The sequence below is a fragment of the Achromobacter pulmonis genome, assembly GCF_902859765.1.
GTDB lineage: Bacteria > Pseudomonadota > Gammaproteobacteria > Burkholderiales > Burkholderiaceae_B > Achromobacter > Achromobacter pulmonis.
Window position 1 is genome coordinate 1 of record NZ_CADIJV010000055.1, and the last position, 16,995, is coordinate 16,995.

Below are 16,995 nucleotides of genomic sequence, written 5' to 3' on the forward strand. Positions count from 1 at the left end.
CTGCCGCCACTGTGGCCGCCGGCCTGCCCGCCGGCATCCTGGCGCTGCGCCACCCGGCCAGCGGCGCCGCCATCTGCGCCGCCGGCGCCCGGGCGCCGGGCCTGCGTATCCTCAATGCCGGCGACGGCGCGCACGCCGACCCGCTGCCGGCGCTGGCCCGGCTGCAGGCGATGTTGCGGGCCAAGGGCGATCTGACCAACCTGGCCGTCGCGCTGGTGGGCGACATCCGCCATAGTGCCGTGGCCCGCAGCCTGATCCATGCCATGACCACGCTGGGCGTGCCCGAAGTGCGCGCCGCCGCGCCGCGCACCCTGCTGCCCGATGGCCTGCCGCAGCTGGGCGTGCGCGCCTGTGGCGCGCTGCACGAATGCCTGGCCGACGCCGACGTCGTGGTCGTGCTGCCCTTGCGGTCCGAACGCATGAGCGGCGCGCTGTTGCCGTCGGCGCGCGAGTACGCCGCCGGTTACGGCCTGACGCCTGCCCGCCTGGCCGCGGCCAGGCCCGATGCCCTGCTGCTGCCCGCCGCCGCGCTGACGCCGGGCATCGAGGTCGATGGCGATATTGCCGCCGGCCTGGTGGACACCGAGGCGGATCTGGTCCGCGCCGAACACGATTTACGCCTGGCCGCCCTGAGCGTGCTGGCGGGAGCCGCCGCATGAGGCTACACATCGCCAATGGCCGACTGATCGACCCGGCCAACGGCCGCGACGGTATCCAGGACCTGTTCATCGCCGACGGCCGCGTGGTGGCGGTCGGCCAGGCGCCGGACGGTTTCCAGCCCGACCGGCGGATCGACGCTACTGGCCTGGCGGTGCTGCCGGGCCTGGTGGACCTGTCGGCTCGCGTGCAGCGCCAGGATGCCGGCGCGCCGAACGATTGGCGTCTGTCTCTTTCCGAGCTGCGCGCGGCCCTGGCCGGCGGCGTGACCACGCTGGCCATGCCGCCGGACGCCGATACGCCCCAGGACGAACCGGCCAAGGTCGAGGCGCTGCTGCGCGAGGCGCCGCCCGGCCACGGCCGGGTGCTGCCGATCGGCGCCCTGACCGTCGGCCTGCGCGGTGAAACCCTGGCCGAAATGCGCCTGCTGGCGCAGGCCGGTTGCCTGGCGTTCTCGCAGGGCGAATCCGGCATCGCCGACACCCGGGTGCTGTGGGGCGCCATGCGCTATGCCGCCGGGCTGGGGCTGGCGTTGTGGTTGCGGCCGCAGGACCCGTGGCTGGGGCAGGGCGCGGTGGTTGCCGCCGGCGCCTACGTCGACCGCCTGGGCCTGGAGGGCCTGCCGCCGCAGGCCGAAGTGCTGGCCTTGCAAACGATTTTCGAACTGCAACGCGCCAGCGGCGCGCGCGTGCATCTGTCGCGCCTGTCCACCGCGGGCGGCCTGGAACTGCTGCGCGCCGCGCGCCGCGAAGGACTGCCGGTCAGCGCGGACGTCTCGGCCAACAGCCTGCACCTGACAGACGTGGACATCGGCTATTTCAATACCGATTTCCACCTGCGCCCGCCGCTGCGCGGCCAGCGCGACCGCGACGCAATCCAGGCGGCGCTGCGCGAGGGCCTGGTGCAGGCGCTGTGTTCGGACCACGCCGTGGTGGACGACGCGGGCAAGGCGGTGCCGTTCCCGCAATCGCAACCCGGCGCCACCGGCCTGGAATTGTTGCTGTCGCTGACGCTGAAATGGGCCCGCGACGGCCGCCTGCCGCTGCCGCAGGCGCTGGCCCGGGTGACCTCCGGGCCGGCAGCGCTGCTGCGTGATCTGTCGCCGGCATTGTCCGGGCTGGGCGAACTGGGCGTGGGCGCTCCCGCCGATCTGTGCCTGGTGGACCTGGAGGACGAATGGCTGGTGGCGCCCGGCGCCTTGCACAGCCACAGCCGTCATACACCGTTCGCGGGTATGATGCTGCCCGGTCGAGTCCGCGTCACCTTGGTGGGTGGCCGCCCGGCCTGGGAGACCCCTGTTTGAAGCTGCTGCGCTTTGTTCTTCGCCTTTTGCTGGTGGTGCCGTTGATCCTCTTCGGCCTGCTGTGCGTGGGCCTGGTGTATCCGCTGCTGCGCCCGAAGTCGCGCGCCTGGCTCAACCGTACCTGGTCGCGCTGCCTGATGGCGGCCTGCGGCCTGCGGATCGTCTTCAAAGGCGAGCCGCGCATGACCGGGCCCGTGCTGCTGGTGGCGAACCACGTGTCCTGGATCGATATCTTCGTGCTGAATTCGGCCCGCGCGACCTCGTTCGTGGCCAAGAGCGAGATCCGCAGCTGGCCGGTGATCGGCTGGCTGGTGGCGGGCGCCGGCACGCTTTTCATCGAACGCGGCCAACGCCACGCGGTGCATGCGATGGGCGAGTCGATGCTGGCGCGCTTCAAGCAGGGCGATGCGGTCGGCCTGTTCCCGGAAGGCACGACGAGCGAAGGTTTCACGCTGCGTCCGTTCCACGCCAGCCTGTTCGAGCCGGCCCGCGCGGCGGCGGTCGAGATCCAACCGGTGGCGCTGCGCTTCCTGCAACACGGTGAACGCAGCGGTTTCGCGGCGTTCATCGGAGAGGAAACGCTGGTGGCCAACCTCTGGCGGGTGCTGGGCGCCACCGGGCTGTCGGTGGAAGTGGTGTTTCTGCCGGTGCTGGCGGCCAGGCATGCCGACGGGACCTTGCCGACGCGGCTGGAGTTGTCGCATCAGGCACGCGATGCGATTCAGGCGGTGCTTTGAGGTTTGTGTTGCTGCAGGCTTGGACGGTTGCTTCTCGCTTGTGGTGGTTTGAGTGTTTTTCTTGGCGTCGTCGTTTGATCTTCGTAGGTCGCCCCTCGGTCGGGCGGACCCAATGGCGGGCAGCCCGAGGGGCTGCGAGCATCTAGGCTTGTCGCGCTGCCAGAGCCGTGTGCGGGGAATGGAACCTGCGGGGCTGCCCATCGCGGCCGCGCTGCGCGCGGTATTTCATTGGCACACGATTGCGACGTGCCCACGCCGCCGGGCTGCTGGCGCGCTCCCTACCGTGCTGGCACCGTTCCACACGGACACCCTTCCCACACGCGAGAGCATCATCATCTCGACGCAAGACGCCGCGTAAGCCGCAAAAGGCCGCCCGCGCGGCCGGCTTGCGGCGGGCCCCGCAAGACCGTCCTCTCCAGCCCCGATGTGCGCCAGCATGCCAAGCACGCAGGCCGTCCCGACGCCCGAGGCTACGTCTCATCGCGAGCGCGTGGCGGGGGCGGTGGGGGCTGGCGGGGCGTGTAGATGCGCCCGAGGGAATCCGTAGGGAGCCGAAGGCGTACGAGGATGACGAAGGGGCAGTCCGGAGCGAACGCTCCGGACCGCAATCGTAGCCCCGCCAGCCCCCACCGACCCCGACACGCGCGCCTAAAGAACCCAACTCCCGCGACACAACCCCAAGCGCAACCACCCATTCACCGCCGAATCTCGGCCAGGAACTTGCGCGCCCGGTCCGTCTGCGGACTGACAAAGAACGCCTCGGGTCCGCCCACCTCGACGATACGGCCCGCATCCATGAACCACACGGTATCGGCCACCTCCCGGGCAAAGCCCATTTCGTGCGTCACGCACACCATGGTCATGCCGTCCCGGGCCAGGTCTTTCATCACCTGCAGCACCTCGCCCACCATCTCGGGGTCCAGCGCGCTGGTCGGCTCGTCGAACAGCATCACGGGCGGATTCATCGCCAGCGCCCGCGCGATCGCCACGCGCTGCTGCTGGCCGCCGGACAACTGCGCCGGATAGGCGTCAGCCTTGTGCGCCAGGCCCACGCGCTCCAGCAACTGCATGGCCCGTTCGCGCGCTTCGGGGCGGCGGGCGCGTTTCAGTTGCAGCGGCGCCAGCATCAGGTTGTCCAGCACCGACAGGTGCGGGAACAGGTTGAACTGCTGGAACACGAAGCCGATATGGCTGCGCAGCGTGTCCAGGTGCACCTTGCCGCCATAGATGTCCTGGCCGTCGACCTCGATCACGCCCTGCTGGATCGGCTCGAGCCGGTTGACCGTGCGGATCAGCGTCGACTTGCCCGAACCGGACGGGCCGCACACCACCACCACTTCGCCGCGCCGGACCTGCGCCGTCACGTCGGCCAGCGCCTGGTAATCGCCATACCACTTCTGCACTTCGGAAAATCGGATCATATCGGGACCACCTTGGGGGCAGGCGCGCGGCCGGCGCGGCGTCTGCCGATGCGTTTCTCGGTCAGGTGCACCAGAGCGCTCAGGCCGAAATTCAGGATGAAATAAGTCAGCGCCAGCAGCGCGAACACTTCGAATGGCTTGGTCAGCAGCACGCTGTTGATCTGGTTGGCGGCATAGGTCAGTTCCTGCACGCTGATCACATAGGCCAGCGAGGTCTCCTTCACGGTCGAGACGAACTGGCTCAGCATGCTGGGCAGCATGTTGTAGAGCGCCTGCGGCAGGATCACGCGCCGCATGGTCTGCAGGTACGACAGCCCGAGCGCGCGGCTGGCCTCCTGCTGGCCGCGCGGCAGCGCCTGGATGCCGGCGCGGATGATCTCGGCCAGATAGGCGCTTTCGTAGCACACCAGCGCCACCACCATCGTCGTGGTGCCGGCCACTGGCCGGCCGATGAGCAGCGGCACGAAGAAATAGGCCCAGAAGATGAACATCAGCAGCGGCAGGCCGCGCACCAGGTACACCATGGCCGAGGCCGGCCAGCGCAGCGCGCGGTACGGGCTGATGCGGCCCAATGCCAGCAGTACGCCGCAAGGCAGCGCCAGCGCCAGGCTGACCGCGGCCAGGCCCAGCGTGGCGGCCAGGCCGCCGATGGGGCCGTGCGGATACTGGCCGATGAGCAGCAGCAGCCAGTTGTCTTTGAGGATATCCCACATTCAATGGCCTCCCAGCGGGCGGTAGCGCCGCTGCAGCAGCGCGCCGCCGCCCATGATCAGAAACGACAGCAGCAGATAGATCGCCGTCACCACCGCGTAGGCCTCGAAGGTGCGGAACGTGTAGTTCTCGATTTCGCGGCCGGCGGCGGTCAGTTCGGCCACGCCGATGGCCATCGCCAGGCTGGTGTTCTTGACCAGCAGCAGCGTCTGGTTCAACAGCGGCGGAATGGCGATGCGGAAGGCCTGCGGCAGCACCACACAGCGCATGGTGCGCAGAAAGCCCAGTCCCAGCGCCCGCGCCGCCTCGACCTGCCCCGGAGGAATGCCGCGCACCGCGCTGCGCAGGTCTTCGCAGACATAGGCCGACATCACCAGGCCGATGGCGATGCACGACAGGATGAACTCGCTGCCATGGGCGTTGAGCCAGTCGGCCGCCGCCTGCGGCAGCAACGCCGGCACGCCGAAGTACCAGAACAGGATATGCACCAGCATGGGCACGTTGCGGTGGAAGGCCACGTACAGCGCGATCAGCGCGTTGGCCACGGGCGAGCCCGTCAGGCGGATGACCGCCAGCAGGCTGCCCACCAGGAAGGCCAGGATCCAGGCCAGCCCGGCCAGCGCCAGGGTGGTGACCAGCCCCCTGAGCAGCCAGGCCGGGTACTCCCCCTGGAAGATGGCGGAGAAGTCGAAAACGTAATGCATCGGCAAAGGCTCCGGCGCGCGCGGCGCGTCAACCCTTGATCGCTTCGATGCGGAAGTCGCGTTTCATGCTGAACGGGGTGCCGGGGCCGAACCACTTGTCGAAGATCTGCGTGGCCTTGCCCGATGCCTCCATGCCGTCGAGCACCTTGTTGACCTGGTTCAGCATGGCCGTGTCGCCGCGGCGCACGCCCATGCCCCACGGCTCCACGAACAGCGCGGGTTCGAGGATCTTGACCGGCACCGCGCTGGATGCGGCCTGCTGCTTGAGCTTGACCAGCATCAGTTCGGAGGCGACGAAGCCGCTGACCTTGCCTTGCTGCAGGGCCAGGAAGGCGCCGCTGGGGTCCTTGAACGTCACCGGGTCGACATTCGGGATGAACTTGCGCGCCCCTTGTTCCGAGGACGAGCCGCGCACGGCGCTGACACGCTTGCCGGCCAGGTCGGCGGGCGACTTCAGGTCCTTGTCCGAGGCGCGCGCCAGCACTTTCTGCAGGCTCACGAAATGCTGGTGCGAATAATCGATCTGCTTGGCCCGCTCGGGGCTCCAGCCCAGGTTCGCCGCGACCACGTCGACGCGGCCGGCGATCAGTTCAGGGATGCGGGCCTCGACCGCGATCAGCTTCAGTTCCAGCGGCACCCCCAGGCTGTCGGCCACCGCCTGGCACATGTCTACCTCGTAGCCGACGATGGCGCGGGTCTTGGGGTCCTGGAAGCTGAACGGCTCGGCCGTGCCCATGGTGCCGCAGATGAACTTGCCGCGCGCCTTGATGTCCTGCAGCGTATCGGCGTGGGCCATGGGGGCCAGGGTGGCGGCCAGGCCGACGGCGGCCGCGCAGGTGATGATCCATTGCTTCATGTTGATTCCCTTGAAATATAGGTATGGGTACTGCCAACGGCGGCGGCCCCGGCGCGGGGCCGCCGGATTCAAGCCAGCCGGCCGCAGGCCGCAGCGATGCGGCGGCAGCCTTCCTCGATGTGATCCATCGAGGTGGCGAAACTCAGGCGCAGATAGGGCGACAGGCCGTAGGCCGTGCCGTCCAGCACCGCGACGCCCGCCTCGTCCAACAGGAACATGACGACGTCCAGGTCGGTGCGCAACGTCAGGCCGCCCGGCGTGCGCCGGCCCAGCAGGCCCTCGACGCAGGGATAGACGTAGAACGCGCCCTGCGGGCGCGGGCAGCGGATTCCCGGCACGGCGTCCAGCAGCGCCACGATGCGGTCGCGGCGCGCGTGAAACACCGCGGCCGCCTCGCCGACGCAGGCCTGGTCAGCGCTCAGGGCAACGCGCGCGGCGGCCTGGCTGATGGCGCTGACGCAACTGGTGCTCTGCGAGATCAGCGTGGCCATGGCCTTGATCAGCGCCTTGGGGCCGCCGGCGTAGCCCAGGCGCCAACCGGTCATGGCGTAGGCCTTGGAGACGCCGTTGATGGTCAGCGTGCGATCGGCCAGTTCGGGGGCGACCGCGGCCGGTGAAGCATGGCGCTGGTCGCCATAGGCCAGGTGCTCATAGATCTCGTCGGTCATCAGCCACACCTGGGGATGGCGCGCCAGCACCGCCGCCAGCGCGCGCAGCTCCGGTGCGCTGTACATGGCGCCGGTCGGGTTGCCCGGCGTGTTCAGCAGCAGCCACTTGGTGCGCGGCGTGATGGCCTGCTCCAGCGCGGCGGGCGTGAGCTTGAAGCCGTCGGCCTCGGGGCAGGCCAGCACCACCGGCGTACCGTCGTTGACCAGCACCATGTCGGGATACGACACCCAGTAAGGCGCCGGGATGATGACCTCGTCGCCGGCCTGCACGGTGGCGGCCAGCGCGGTATGGAGCAACTGCTTGGCGCCCACGCCGACGATCAGTTCGTCGAGCGCGTAGTCCAGCCCGTTCTCGCGCTGGAACTTGGCGCGCACGGCTTCCAGCAGCGGCCGCGCGCCGGTCGAGGCGGTATAGCGGATGTCGCCGCTGTTGAGCGCGTCGATGCCGGCCTGCACAATGTGCGCCGGCGTCGGCAGGTCGGGCTCGCCGACGGTGAAGTCGATGATGTCGCGTCCCTGCGCGCGCAACTGGTCGACGCGGGTCTTGGCCGCCATGCTCGGCGACGGTTTGATGGCGCGGGCGCGCGCCGCCAGGAATTCGGTGGCGGCGCCGTTCATGCCAGCCCCTTGGCGGCGAAGGCCGCCTGCATCCAGCTCTGCGTGCGGGCGCCGCCATCGATCTCGGCCATGATGCGCGCTTCCTTGTCGGCATGCGCGCGCGCCGCCGCGATCAGCGCCGGCGCCTCGTCGGCCGCGAAGCTCACCAGGCCGTCTTCGTCGCCCACCACGATGTCGCCCGGATGGATCACCTGGCCGCCGATGGAGACGGGCACGTTGACCTCGCCGGGGCCGTCCTTGTAGGGGCCGCGGTGGATATGGCCGCGCGCATAGCAGGGAAACGCGTCGGCCTCGAACGCGCCGACGTCGCGGATGGCGCCATCCACCACCACGCCGGCGCAGCCGTGCGCCTGCAGGTAGCGTTTCATGATCTCGCCCAGCACGGCATTGGACAGGTCGCCGCCGGCATCCACCACCAGCACGTGGCCGGGCTGTACCTGCATCATGGCCTTGTAGATCATCAGGTTGTCGCCGGGGCGGGTCTTGACGGTGAGCGCGGTGCCGACCAGCTTGCCGGCGCGGTTGTAGCGATGCAGTCCGGCAATGCCTTCACGGCGCGCCAGATTGTCGCTCAGGTGCGGCGTGACGATGCCGGCCAGCGCCTGCAGGATGGATTCGGGGGCAACGGGGGCGGCCGGCAATATGCGCGTGCCGGTGATGGGGGTGGCCATGGCGGTCTGCGTAGTCCTGAAACGAATGAGTCAGACCGAATGTTCGGCGCTTTCGGCATTTCGAAAAAGGGATTAAATTTCCATGATCTTCATCTACTAAGGGAATATAAGGGTTAGCCCTTATCGGAAATTTTGGAATGAATCAGACCCTGTCGCGAAGCCCCGCATGCTGACCTTCAAGCAGATCGAGGCGCTCTACTGGACGGTGCGCCTGGGCACGTTCTCGGCCTCGGCGCAGAAGCTGCACACGACCCAATCGGCCATCACCAAGCGCATCCAGGAACTGGAGGCGGATTTCGACGTGGCCCTGTTCGACCGCTCCGGCCACCGCGCCGCGCTGACCGCGCGCGGCCACGAGGTCTATGCGCTGGCCGAGGAAATGTTGGGCCAGCGCGACCGCCTGCTGGTGCGCCTGAAGGGCCAGCACACCCTGACCGGTACGTTCCGTTTCGGCATCACCGAAATCACCGCGATGACCTGGCTGCCGGCCCTGATCCGCCTGCTGCGCGCGCACTATCCGCGCATCACGCTGGAGCCGCATATCGACCTGGGCGCGGACCTGCAGAAGCGCTTGCAGGCGGGGCAACTGGACATGGCGTTCCTGCACGGGGAGTTCGCCGAACCCGGTCTGCAGGTCGTGACCTTGCAGCGCCTCGAATTCGCCTGGATGGGCAGTCCCGACATGATCGACCCGAGCCGCATCTACACGCCCGCCGCCATCGCCGCGCTGCCGCTGCTGCGCCAGAGCCGGGAATCGGGGCTGAACATGATCTACGACGGCTGGCTCAAGCCACACACGCCGGCCAGCAACATGTTCACCATCAACAGCCTGATCGCGATGGCCGGCCTGACCGCGGCGGGATTTGGGGTGAGCTGCCTGCCGCGGGATTATTTCGCCGACATGGTCAGCGCCAGGCAGTTGGTGATCGCGCGCACGAGCACCGCGGCGCCGCAGTCGGTGTATTGCGCCATGTACCGGCGCGGGGCCGACGACGCGTTCAGCGAGAGCGTGGCCGAGCTGGCGCGCAGTTGCTGTGATTTTTCTTCGAAGGGACGGCAGTAGGGCGCGCCCGGCGTTACTGGGACAATGGGTCCTGGAACTGCGAACACTTGACCTGCACCAGCTTGTGGTCCTGCAACCGTAGCGCGGTCAAGGCGCCGCCCCACACGCACCCCGTGTCCAGGCAGATCACATCCGGCCGCATCATCAGGCCCAGCGTCGACCAATGGCCGAACACCGTCGTCACATTGCGGGTCGCCCGATTCGGCACGTCGAACCAGGGCACCAGGCCCGCCGGCCAGGCGCCGGGCGCCACCTTGGTGGCGAACTCCATGTGGCCATTCGGCGTGCACAGGCGGATGCGCGTCAGCGCATTGATGATCACCCGCATGCGCTTGCCGCCCTTGTGGTCTTCCTTCCACGTGGCCGGCTCGTTGCCGTACATCTTCTGCAGCGCTTTCTGCCAGTTCGGGCCGCGCAGCGCATCCTGCACTTCGGCGGCCAGCGACAGCGTCTTGGCCACGTCCCACTTGGCCAGCGTGCCCGCGTGCACCATCAGGTGGTTTTGCTCGAAATGCGCCAGCGGGCGCGAGCGCAGCCAGTCGATCAGGTCGGCCGCATCCGGCGCGCGCAGGATCTCGTCGAGCGTGTCGGACTTGGACGGCTTGCGCACCCCCGCGGCGGCCGCCAGCAGGTGCAGGTCATGGTTGCCCAGCACCACGGTGGCGCGCTCGCCCAGGTCGATGATGCGGCGCAGGGTCGCGAGCGACTGCGGGCCGCGATTGACCAGGTCCCCGGCGAACCAGAAGCGCGATTGCGGGTCGCCGACCAGATCGGGATGGGACAGCAAGCGATCCAGCGGCGAGCAGCAACCTTGCACGTCGCCGATCATCCAGATACTGCCGTTCATGCGGGACTCTTGCTCCAGGGCCAACGTTGTTGGACGATACGGGTGATGGTGTGGCGGTATTCCATGTAGCTCATGGCGCCCAGCGCCAGCGCCATGGCGCCGATGTTCGGCCCCAGGGCGGTAAGCCAGGGCGGCCACTTGCCCAGCATGCCGACGTTCAGCGCCAGCTGGTTGAGCATGAAGAAGCCCACGCCCAGCAGGATGCCGATGAACACCTTGGCGCCCACGCCGCCGCGGCGCGTCTGCATCAGGCCGATGGGGGCGGCGATGGTGATCATCACCAGCAGCGTGAACGGATATGCCAGTTTGCGCCACAAGGCGACGACCTGTCGACCGTATTGCAGCTGGTTGTTGCGCAAATAATCCACATAGTCCAGCAGTGTCACGATCGACATGCGTTCGGGCGTCAGGACCCGGGCCAGCAGGCGTTCGGCGCTCAGGGTGGTGTCGACCGTGCGCTCGGGCACCTTGACCACCACCGCTGGCGGGTTCTTCGGCGGGCGGGCGTCGGCCAGCGCCTCGGCGGCCTTGTCGTCCAGCCGGGTCTCGGACACGTTCTTGAGCACCAGGTCGCCGTGGGCGAACTGGCCGTTGGGCGCGGTCGACAGCACCGACAGGGTCAGGTCTTTCTTGAATTCGTACAGCGTGACGCCGGTGACCTGCCCGTCGCCCTGCAATTCCGCGATGTTGATGATGCGGGTGCCGCCGTCGGCGGTGGGCTCCTTGAACCAGTATCCGCTGTTCAGGCGGTCGCCGCCGGCCTTGCCGCGGAACATCAGGTTGGCCTCGCCGGACTTCATCTCGGCCCAGGGAGTGACGTATTCCGACAGCAAGGCGGCGCCGATCATCAGCGGCACGGTCACGATCCAGAGCATGCGCAGCAGGCGCATGCCGCTGACCCCCGAGACCCGCAGGATCACCAGTTCGTTGCGTTGCGCCAGGCCGGCCAGCGCCAGGATGGCGCCGATCAGCAGGCCGATGGGCAGCAGGTCGTAGAGACGGGTCGGGATGGCCAGCGCCTGCATGTACAGCAGGGCCATCATGGAGAACTTGTCGCCCACGTTGTCCAGGTCGTCCACCAGCGCGAAGAACGTGAAAAGGCCCAGCAGGGCCAGAAGGACCACTGCGCAAGAGCGATAGATCTCGCGGGCCAGGTAGCGACGTGCGGTACGCATGAAAAAGGGCGAAGAAGCGCTAAACGTGAAAGCTTAACAAATCCGGCCGGCCAGGGTGGGCGGGCGCTTGCCAGGGCGGCCGGCCGGTGTCTCAGGGAATGTCGACCAGCCGCATCCGCCGGGTCAGGGTGTAGACACGGGAATTCAGGTAATTGGAGTTGCGGTGGCTGTCATAGAAGCGGGGATTGGGCAGCATGGCTGCCAGCCGCGCCGACTGGCTGACGCCCAGATTGGCCGCCGGCACGTTGAAATAATGCTTGGCCGCCGCCTGGGCGCCGAACACGCCGGTACCCCATTCCGCAACGTTCAGGTACAGCTCGAGGATGCGTTCCTTGGTCATGACGTGTTCGATCATGTAGGTCAGCACCAGTTCCTGCCCCTTGCGCAGGTAGCTGCGGGAGCTGGACAGGAACAGATTCTTGGCCAATTGCTGCGTGATGGTCGAGCCGCCGCGCATCTTGCTGCGTCCGGCTGCCTCCTGTTTCTGGTTGTATTCCCAGGCCTTGCGGATGGCGTCCCATTCGACGCCGTCATGTTCGGTGAAATTGGAATCCTCGGACGCCACCACCGCCAGTTTCAGGCTGCGGTTGATCCTGTCGTAGGGCACCCACTCGTACTTCAACTGGAAATCGGGGTTGCCGTCCCGCAGGCGCGCCAGTTCCTCGCGCATGATCGCGCTGCTGCCAGGGTTCTGATAGTTGTACCAGACCACCAGCCCGAACAGCCAGAACTGGTACAGCAAGACCGCGCACGCCAACGCCATCAGCGTGCCCGTGATGATCCGGAACCAGGAGCGGCCCTTGCCGCTCTTGCCGCGCGCGGCCATGGCCTCAGTTCCCGGCCATGAGCGCCTCGCGCAGCGCGGTCAGCACCGGGGCGGGGTCGGGCCGCACGCCGTGCCAGATGAAGAAGCTCTCGGCCGCCTGGCCCACCAGCATGCCGAGGCCGTCGGCGGTGAGGCTGGCGCCGTCTGCCTGGGCCTGGCGCATGAACGCCGTCGGCTGGGCGCCGTACATCATGTCGTAGGCGGCCGCGCCCTCGGCGTACAGGCCGGCCGGCAGATCCGGGGCGGCGTCCTGCAGGCCGCTGGCGGTGGCGTTGATCACCAGGTCCCAGCCGCCGGACCGGACGGCGTCGGCCAGGCCGCCGGCCGTCACCTGGGTCTGCGGCTCCGCGCCGCTCTCGCGCCAGCCTTCGGCCAGTTCGAGGGCGCGGGCGGCGGTGCGGTTGACGATATGGATGCGGGCGCAGCCGGCCTGGGCCAGCGGCTGCAGCACGCCCCGGGCGGCGCCGCCGGCGCCCGCCAGCAGCACCGCGGCGCCGTTCAGACGCACGCCCAGGCGCAGCAGGTCGGACACCAGGCCGATGCCGTCGGTATTGCAGCCGTGCCAGGCGCCGTCGCGCCACGACAGGGTGTTGACCGCGCCGGCCAGCCGGGCGCGGCTGGACAGATGCGCCGCGGCCAGCGCATAGGCGTCCTGCTTGAACGGTACGGTCACGTTCAGGCCCAGGCCTCCCTCGGCGGCGAAGGCGGCCACGGCCGCCGCGAAGCCGTCCACCGGCGCCAGCAGGCGCTCGTAGCGCAGCGGCTTGCCGGTCTGACGGGAAAACAGCGCATGGATCTGCGGCGAGCGGCTGTGTGCGATGGGATTGCCGATCACGGCATAGCGGGCAAGCGGGGGCGCCTCGGTCATGGGGCTTCGGTTTCCAGGGTGTCGTTGACGAAATGCCAGGTGCGGGTGATGACCAGCACGTCGGTATCGCGCGCGATGTCGGGCGGGAAGGGCGGGAACGGCGCGGCCAGTTGCACGATGCGGCGCGCGGCCTGGTTCAGCACCGCGTGGGGCGAGGGCTGGTCGATTTCGACATTGGCGATGCTGCCGTCGGCGCGCACCGATACGGTGATGCGCAGCGAGCCATAGATGCGGCCGCGCGCCTCGTCCGGATAGTGCTGGGTGCCGACGGTTTCGATGCGGGTGCGCCAGGCATCCAGGTAGGCGGCATAGCGCGAGGCCGCGGCCGAGGGCGCCACGAACTGCTTGCGCGGCTCGGCGCTGTACTGCTGGACCTTGGCCGCCAGCGCCGCGATCTGGGCATTCTGGATGACGCTGGCCTGGTCTTCGGCATCCTGGCCGGGCTCGTTGCCCTCGGGCCAGGGGTTGACGGCCTGGCGCTCGGCGCCGGTCTTGTCGGCCGCCCGCAGCTGGGTCATCAGGCGGGCCTGTTCCGCTTCAAGTTGGACCTGGCGCCGCCGCATGGCCTCCAGCACGATGGTTTCGGCCGAGGCGCCGGTCTGGGGCAGCGGCGTGGTGGACAGGCCGCGTTCGGCATTGCCGCCGCCGCTCATCTGGTTCTGCGCCTGGGCGCGCGGCGTGTCGGGCGGGGTCTCGCTGCGCGCGTTCAGCAGCACGATTTCCAGGCTGGCGGCGGGCGGGCGCGACAGGGCCGGCGCGCCGAAGCGCCACGCCAGCGCGCCGGCGTGCACCAACAGCGAAATCGCGATGCCGATACGCAGGTAGTGCTGGGCGGGCGCGGCCAGCCACCGCAGCGGCCGGCTCAGCGGGGAGGGGGAGTCAGCGAGGCGTTGCACGCACGCATTGTAGAGCCACTCCGCCCGCCGCCGTCACCTTACCTGGACGGGCGCGCGAACACCCAGACCTTGCTGGCGGGCAAGGCCAGGCGGCAGAGCGCGGGTTCGCGTCCCTCGGGGCCGTAGGCGCGCAGCGCCAGGGTGTCGGCCGGGTCCGCGTCGGGGGTGCGGAACAGGTATTCCCAGCGGTCGCCCAGGTACATGCTGGTCAGGAGCGGCATGTCGATATGGTTGCCGTCCGGATCGTCCGCCAGGCGCACCTGTTCGACCCGGATCACGGCGGTGGCGTCCTGGCCGGCGGTCAGGCCCTCGCCCGCCTTGCCCCACAGCGCCCAGCCGCGGCCCTCGATGCGGGCGCGGCCATCGCGCACCTCGGTGACCTTGCCGTCCAGCCGGTTGTTGCTGCCCATGAATTCGGCGGTGAACAGCGTCGATGGCGCGCCGTACATCTCCTGCGGCGTGCCCTGCTGCTCGATCTTGCCGTTGTTCAGCAGCAGGATTCGGTCCGAAATCGCCATGGCTTCGCTCTGGTCATGCGTCACCATCAATGCCGACAGGCCCAGGCGGATGATCAGTTCGCGCAGGAAGGCGCGGGCTTCCTCGCGCAGCTTGGCGTCCAGGTTGGACAGCGGCTCGTCCAGCAGGATCACCGGCGGGCTATACACCAGGGCGCGGCCGATGGCCACGCGCTGTTGCTGTCCGCCGGACAGCGCATGCGGATGGCGCTGGCCGAGCTTGCCCAGGCCGAGCTGGTCCAGCACCGCCTGCACGCGTTCGCGCACTTCGCCGGACGGCACCTTGCGCAGCTTGAGCGGGTAGGCGACGTTGTCGAAAACGGTCTTGTGCGGCCATAGCGCATACGACTGGAACACCAGGCCCAGGTTGCGTTCCTCGGCCGGGATCTCGGTGCGGGCGGCGCCGTCGTACACGGTGCGCTCGCCGATGGTGATGCGGCCGCGCTTGGGCCCTTCCAGGCCGGCCACGGCGCGCAGCAGGGTGGTCTTGCCGCTGCCCGAAGGGCCCAGCAGCGATACCACTTCACCCTGGCGCAACTGCATCGACACGCCCTTGAGCACCGGGTTGTCGCCGTAATCCAGGTGCAGGTCTTCTACAGAAAGCTCAATCATGAAGTTTGACTCCGAATCGCAGGGCGATACCCAGGCCGATCACGACCAGAACGATATTGATGAAGGAAAGCGCGGCCACGATGTCGATGGCGCCCGAGGCCCACAGCGACACCAGCATGGAGCCGATGGTCTCGGTGCCGGGCGACAGCAGGTAGACGCCGGTGGAGTATTCGCGCTCGAAAATCAGGAACATCAGCAGCCACGAGCCGATCAGGCCATACTTGGCCAGCGGCACCGTGACGTGGCGCGTGACCTGGCCGCGGCGCGCGCCGGCGCTGCGGGCGGCCTCTTCCAGCTCGGGGCCGACCTGCAGCAGCGTCGAGGAGATCAGCCGCAGGCCGTAGGCCATCCATACCACCGTGTAGGCCAGCCACACGCTGAAGATGGTGCTGCGCATGGCGCGCAGCCATTCGACGAAGTTCTCGCGCAGCCATTCCGCGAACGGCAGGCCCGACAGCCAGCCGCCCAGGTCGGCGTCGAGCGCGTTGTCCAGCCACATCGGCACGAACAGGAATACCCACAGGAACGCCAGCCCCGCCAGCAGGCCAGGCACGGCGCGCGGCACCAGCACGCTGTAGTCCATGAAGCGCGTGACGTTGTCCGGCTTGCGGTGCATGGCCAGGCCGACGAAGGTATAGCAGGTCACCGCCAGCGCGCCGCCGAACACGCCAATGGCCACCGAGTTGACGATCGCGCGCATCAGGTTGGGCTGCGAGAACACGGTGCGGAACGCGTCCAGCGACAGCACGTCGAATAACGACACGCCCAGGCCCCAGTTGGACACGAACGCGCGCAGCAGCACGCCCAGCAGCGGCACCACGATGGCGACCAGCAGCCAGAACGCCACCACCGCGCCGGCGACCCAGCGCCATTTGCCCAGCGGCAGCGGACGCGCGCGCGACGCCTTGCCCTTGACGGTGACAAAGCGGTTGGCGGTGCGCATCAGGCGGCGCTGCAACATGACCAGCGGGATCGTCATGCAGATCAGCACCACGGCCACCGCGGCCATCAAGTGGTACGACGGAATCCCGAGCTTGTTGGTCAGCTTGTACAGATACGTCGCCAGCACCAGGTTGCCCTCGGGGTCTCCCAGCACCAGCACCAGGCCGAACACCTCCAGGCCCAGGAAGAACAGCAGCACGGTGGCATACAGCATGGCCGGCCGCACCATGGGCAGGCTCACCGACATCATCACGCGCAGCGGCGAGGCGCCGCTGACGCGCGCCGCCTCCTCGACGTCCGAGCCCATGCTGCGCAGCGCCGACGAGATGTACAGGTAGGCATGCGGCACGTGCGTCAGGCCGGCGATGATGACGATGCTGGTCAGCGAATACACATTCCAGGGCACGAAGCCGAGGAGGCTCTGCACCCAGGCCGAGAAGAAGCCCACCGGACCCGCCGCCACCACGTAACCGAAGCCCAGCACCATCGGCGAGACGAAGATCGGCACCAGGATCAGCGGCTCGATCCAGCGCCGTCCCGGCAGATCGGTCCGGATCATCAGGAACGCCAGCATGCCCCCCAGCGGGATGGCGATGATGGCCAGCCCGAACGCCAGGATGAAGCCGCTTTTCAGCGCCTTGTAGAAATCGGGGTCCGCGAAGATGAAGCGGAACGCGTCCAGGCTGAAGACCTTGGACGGCGAAAAGAAGGGCGCGGAGAGAAAGCTCTGGATGATGATGAACGACAGCGGCACGTAGATGGCCAAGGCTGTGATCAGCACCACCACGCCGCGCGGCAGGGACTGCCATTTTCTGCGCAATGACTGCATGGGGAAATCCTGTTGTCTCGATAGGCGCGGACAGCGTCCGTCGGCCCCGCGCGCCCGGCCTGGCGGGGGCGCCGCG

Annotated in this window: 17 protein-coding genes; 4 read left to right on the forward strand and 13 right to left on the reverse strand. The window is 68.5% G+C overall.

The features are described from left to right. The 3 genes from HV701_RS25490 to HV701_RS25500 form a co-directional block, all read left to right on the forward strand. Nucleotides 1-659 (forward strand): aspartate carbamoyltransferase (locus tag HV701_RS25490; protein WP_175135786.1); only part of this gene is annotated, 659 nt, incomplete at its 5' end. After that, nucleotides 656-1,960 (forward strand): dihydroorotase, encoded by a 1,305-nt coding sequence (locus HV701_RS25495; RefSeq protein ID WP_175135787.1) that lies wholly within the window; start codon nucleotides 656-658, stop codon nucleotides 1,958-1,960. The genes HV701_RS25490 and HV701_RS25495, both read left to right, overlap by 4 nt. Next, nucleotides 1,957-2,697, forward strand: coding sequence for a lysophospholipid acyltransferase family protein (locus HV701_RS25500; protein WP_175135788.1), 741 nt, complete (start codon nucleotides 1,957-1,959; stop codon nucleotides 2,695-2,697). The genes HV701_RS25495 and HV701_RS25500 overlap by 4 nt, the downstream gene beginning before the upstream one ends. A 695-nt stretch (nucleotides 2,698-3,392) precedes the next feature. Here HV701_RS25500 and HV701_RS25505 read toward each other — a convergent pair. The 6 genes from HV701_RS25505 to HV701_RS25530 form a co-directional block, all read right to left on the reverse strand. Beyond that, a complete protein-coding gene (locus tag HV701_RS25505) occupies nucleotides 3,393-4,118 on the reverse strand; it encodes an amino acid ABC transporter ATP-binding protein (RefSeq protein WP_175135789.1) in 726 nt (241 codons plus the stop codon). Then, entirely contained in the window at nucleotides 4,115-4,831 is a 717-nt protein-coding gene (locus HV701_RS25510) for an amino acid ABC transporter permease (protein ID WP_175135790.1), read from the reverse strand. Before HV701_RS25510 ends, HV701_RS25505 begins: the two co-directional genes overlap by 4 nt. Next, nucleotides 4,832-5,533: an amino acid ABC transporter permease gene (locus tag HV701_RS25515; protein WP_175135791.1), complete on the reverse strand. Its 702-nt coding sequence runs from the start codon at nucleotides 5,531-5,533 to the stop codon at nucleotides 4,832-4,834. A gap of 28 nt (nucleotides 5,534-5,561) precedes the next feature. Then, nucleotides 5,562-6,389 carry an ABC transporter substrate-binding protein gene (locus HV701_RS25520; protein WP_175135792.1) on the reverse strand — a complete coding sequence of 276 codons (828 nt, stop codon included), beginning with the start codon at nucleotides 6,387-6,389 and terminating at the stop codon, nucleotides 5,562-5,564. A 68-nt stretch (nucleotides 6,390-6,457) separates the two neighbouring features. Then, nucleotides 6,458-7,675 carry an aminotransferase class I/II-fold pyridoxal phosphate-dependent enzyme gene (locus HV701_RS25525; RefSeq protein ID WP_175135793.1) on the reverse strand — a complete coding sequence of 406 codons (1,218 nt, stop codon included), beginning with the start codon at nucleotides 7,673-7,675 and terminating at the stop codon, nucleotides 6,458-6,460. After that, nucleotides 7,672-8,346: an RraA family protein gene (locus HV701_RS25530; protein WP_175135794.1), complete on the reverse strand. Its 675-nt coding sequence runs from the start codon at nucleotides 8,344-8,346 to the stop codon at nucleotides 7,672-7,674. The genes HV701_RS25525 and HV701_RS25530 overlap by 4 nt, the downstream gene beginning before the upstream one ends. Nucleotides 8,347-8,512: 166 nt before the next feature. On the opposite strand from HV701_RS25530, the gene HV701_RS25535 reads away from it, so the two are divergent. Further along, entirely contained in the window at nucleotides 8,513-9,409 is an 897-nt protein-coding gene (locus tag HV701_RS25535; protein ID WP_175135795.1) for a LysR family transcriptional regulator, read from the forward strand. A gap of 13 nt (nucleotides 9,410-9,422) precedes the next feature. Here HV701_RS25535 and HV701_RS25540 read toward each other — a convergent pair whose 3' ends face one another. The 7 genes from HV701_RS25540 to HV701_RS25570 form a co-directional block, all read right to left on the reverse strand. After that, complete coding sequence (locus HV701_RS25540) at nucleotides 9,423-10,256, reverse strand: symmetrical bis(5'-nucleosyl)-tetraphosphatase (RefSeq protein WP_175135796.1); 834 nt, start codon at nucleotides 10,254-10,256, stop codon at nucleotides 9,423-9,425. Then, nucleotides 10,253-11,431 (reverse strand): LPS export ABC transporter permease LptG, encoded by a 1,179-nt coding sequence (gene lptG, locus HV701_RS25545; RefSeq protein ID WP_175135797.1) that lies wholly within the window; start codon nucleotides 11,429-11,431, stop codon nucleotides 10,253-10,255. The genes HV701_RS25540 and lptG overlap by 4 nt, the downstream gene beginning before the upstream one ends. Nucleotides 11,432-11,522: 91 nt before the next feature. Further along, the gene (gene mtgA, locus HV701_RS25550; RefSeq protein ID WP_175135798.1) at nucleotides 11,523-12,257 is read right to left on the reverse strand and encodes a monofunctional biosynthetic peptidoglycan transglycosylase; all 735 of its coding nucleotides are present in this window, start codon (nucleotides 12,255-12,257) and stop codon (nucleotides 11,523-11,525) included. Nucleotides 12,258-12,261: 4 nt separating this feature from the next. Beyond that, nucleotides 12,262-13,125, reverse strand: a complete 864-nt coding sequence (gene aroE, locus HV701_RS25555; protein ID WP_175135799.1) for a shikimate dehydrogenase — start codon at nucleotides 13,123-13,125, stop codon at nucleotides 12,262-12,264. Further along, nucleotides 13,122-14,021: a TonB family protein gene (locus tag HV701_RS25560; RefSeq protein ID WP_175135800.1), complete on the reverse strand. Its 900-nt coding sequence runs from the start codon at nucleotides 14,019-14,021 to the stop codon at nucleotides 13,122-13,124. Before HV701_RS25560 ends, aroE begins: the two co-directional genes overlap by 4 nt. A 38-nt stretch (nucleotides 14,022-14,059) precedes the next feature. Further along, nucleotides 14,060-15,148: an ABC transporter ATP-binding protein gene (locus HV701_RS25565; RefSeq protein ID WP_175135801.1), complete on the reverse strand. Its 1,089-nt coding sequence runs from the start codon at nucleotides 15,146-15,148 to the stop codon at nucleotides 14,060-14,062. Continuing rightward, entirely contained in the window at nucleotides 15,141-16,919 is a 1,779-nt protein-coding gene (locus HV701_RS25570; protein ID WP_175135802.1) for an ABC transporter permease, read from the reverse strand. Before HV701_RS25570 ends, HV701_RS25565 begins: the two co-directional genes overlap by 8 nt. Nucleotides 16,920-16,995: the final 76 nt, after the last annotated feature.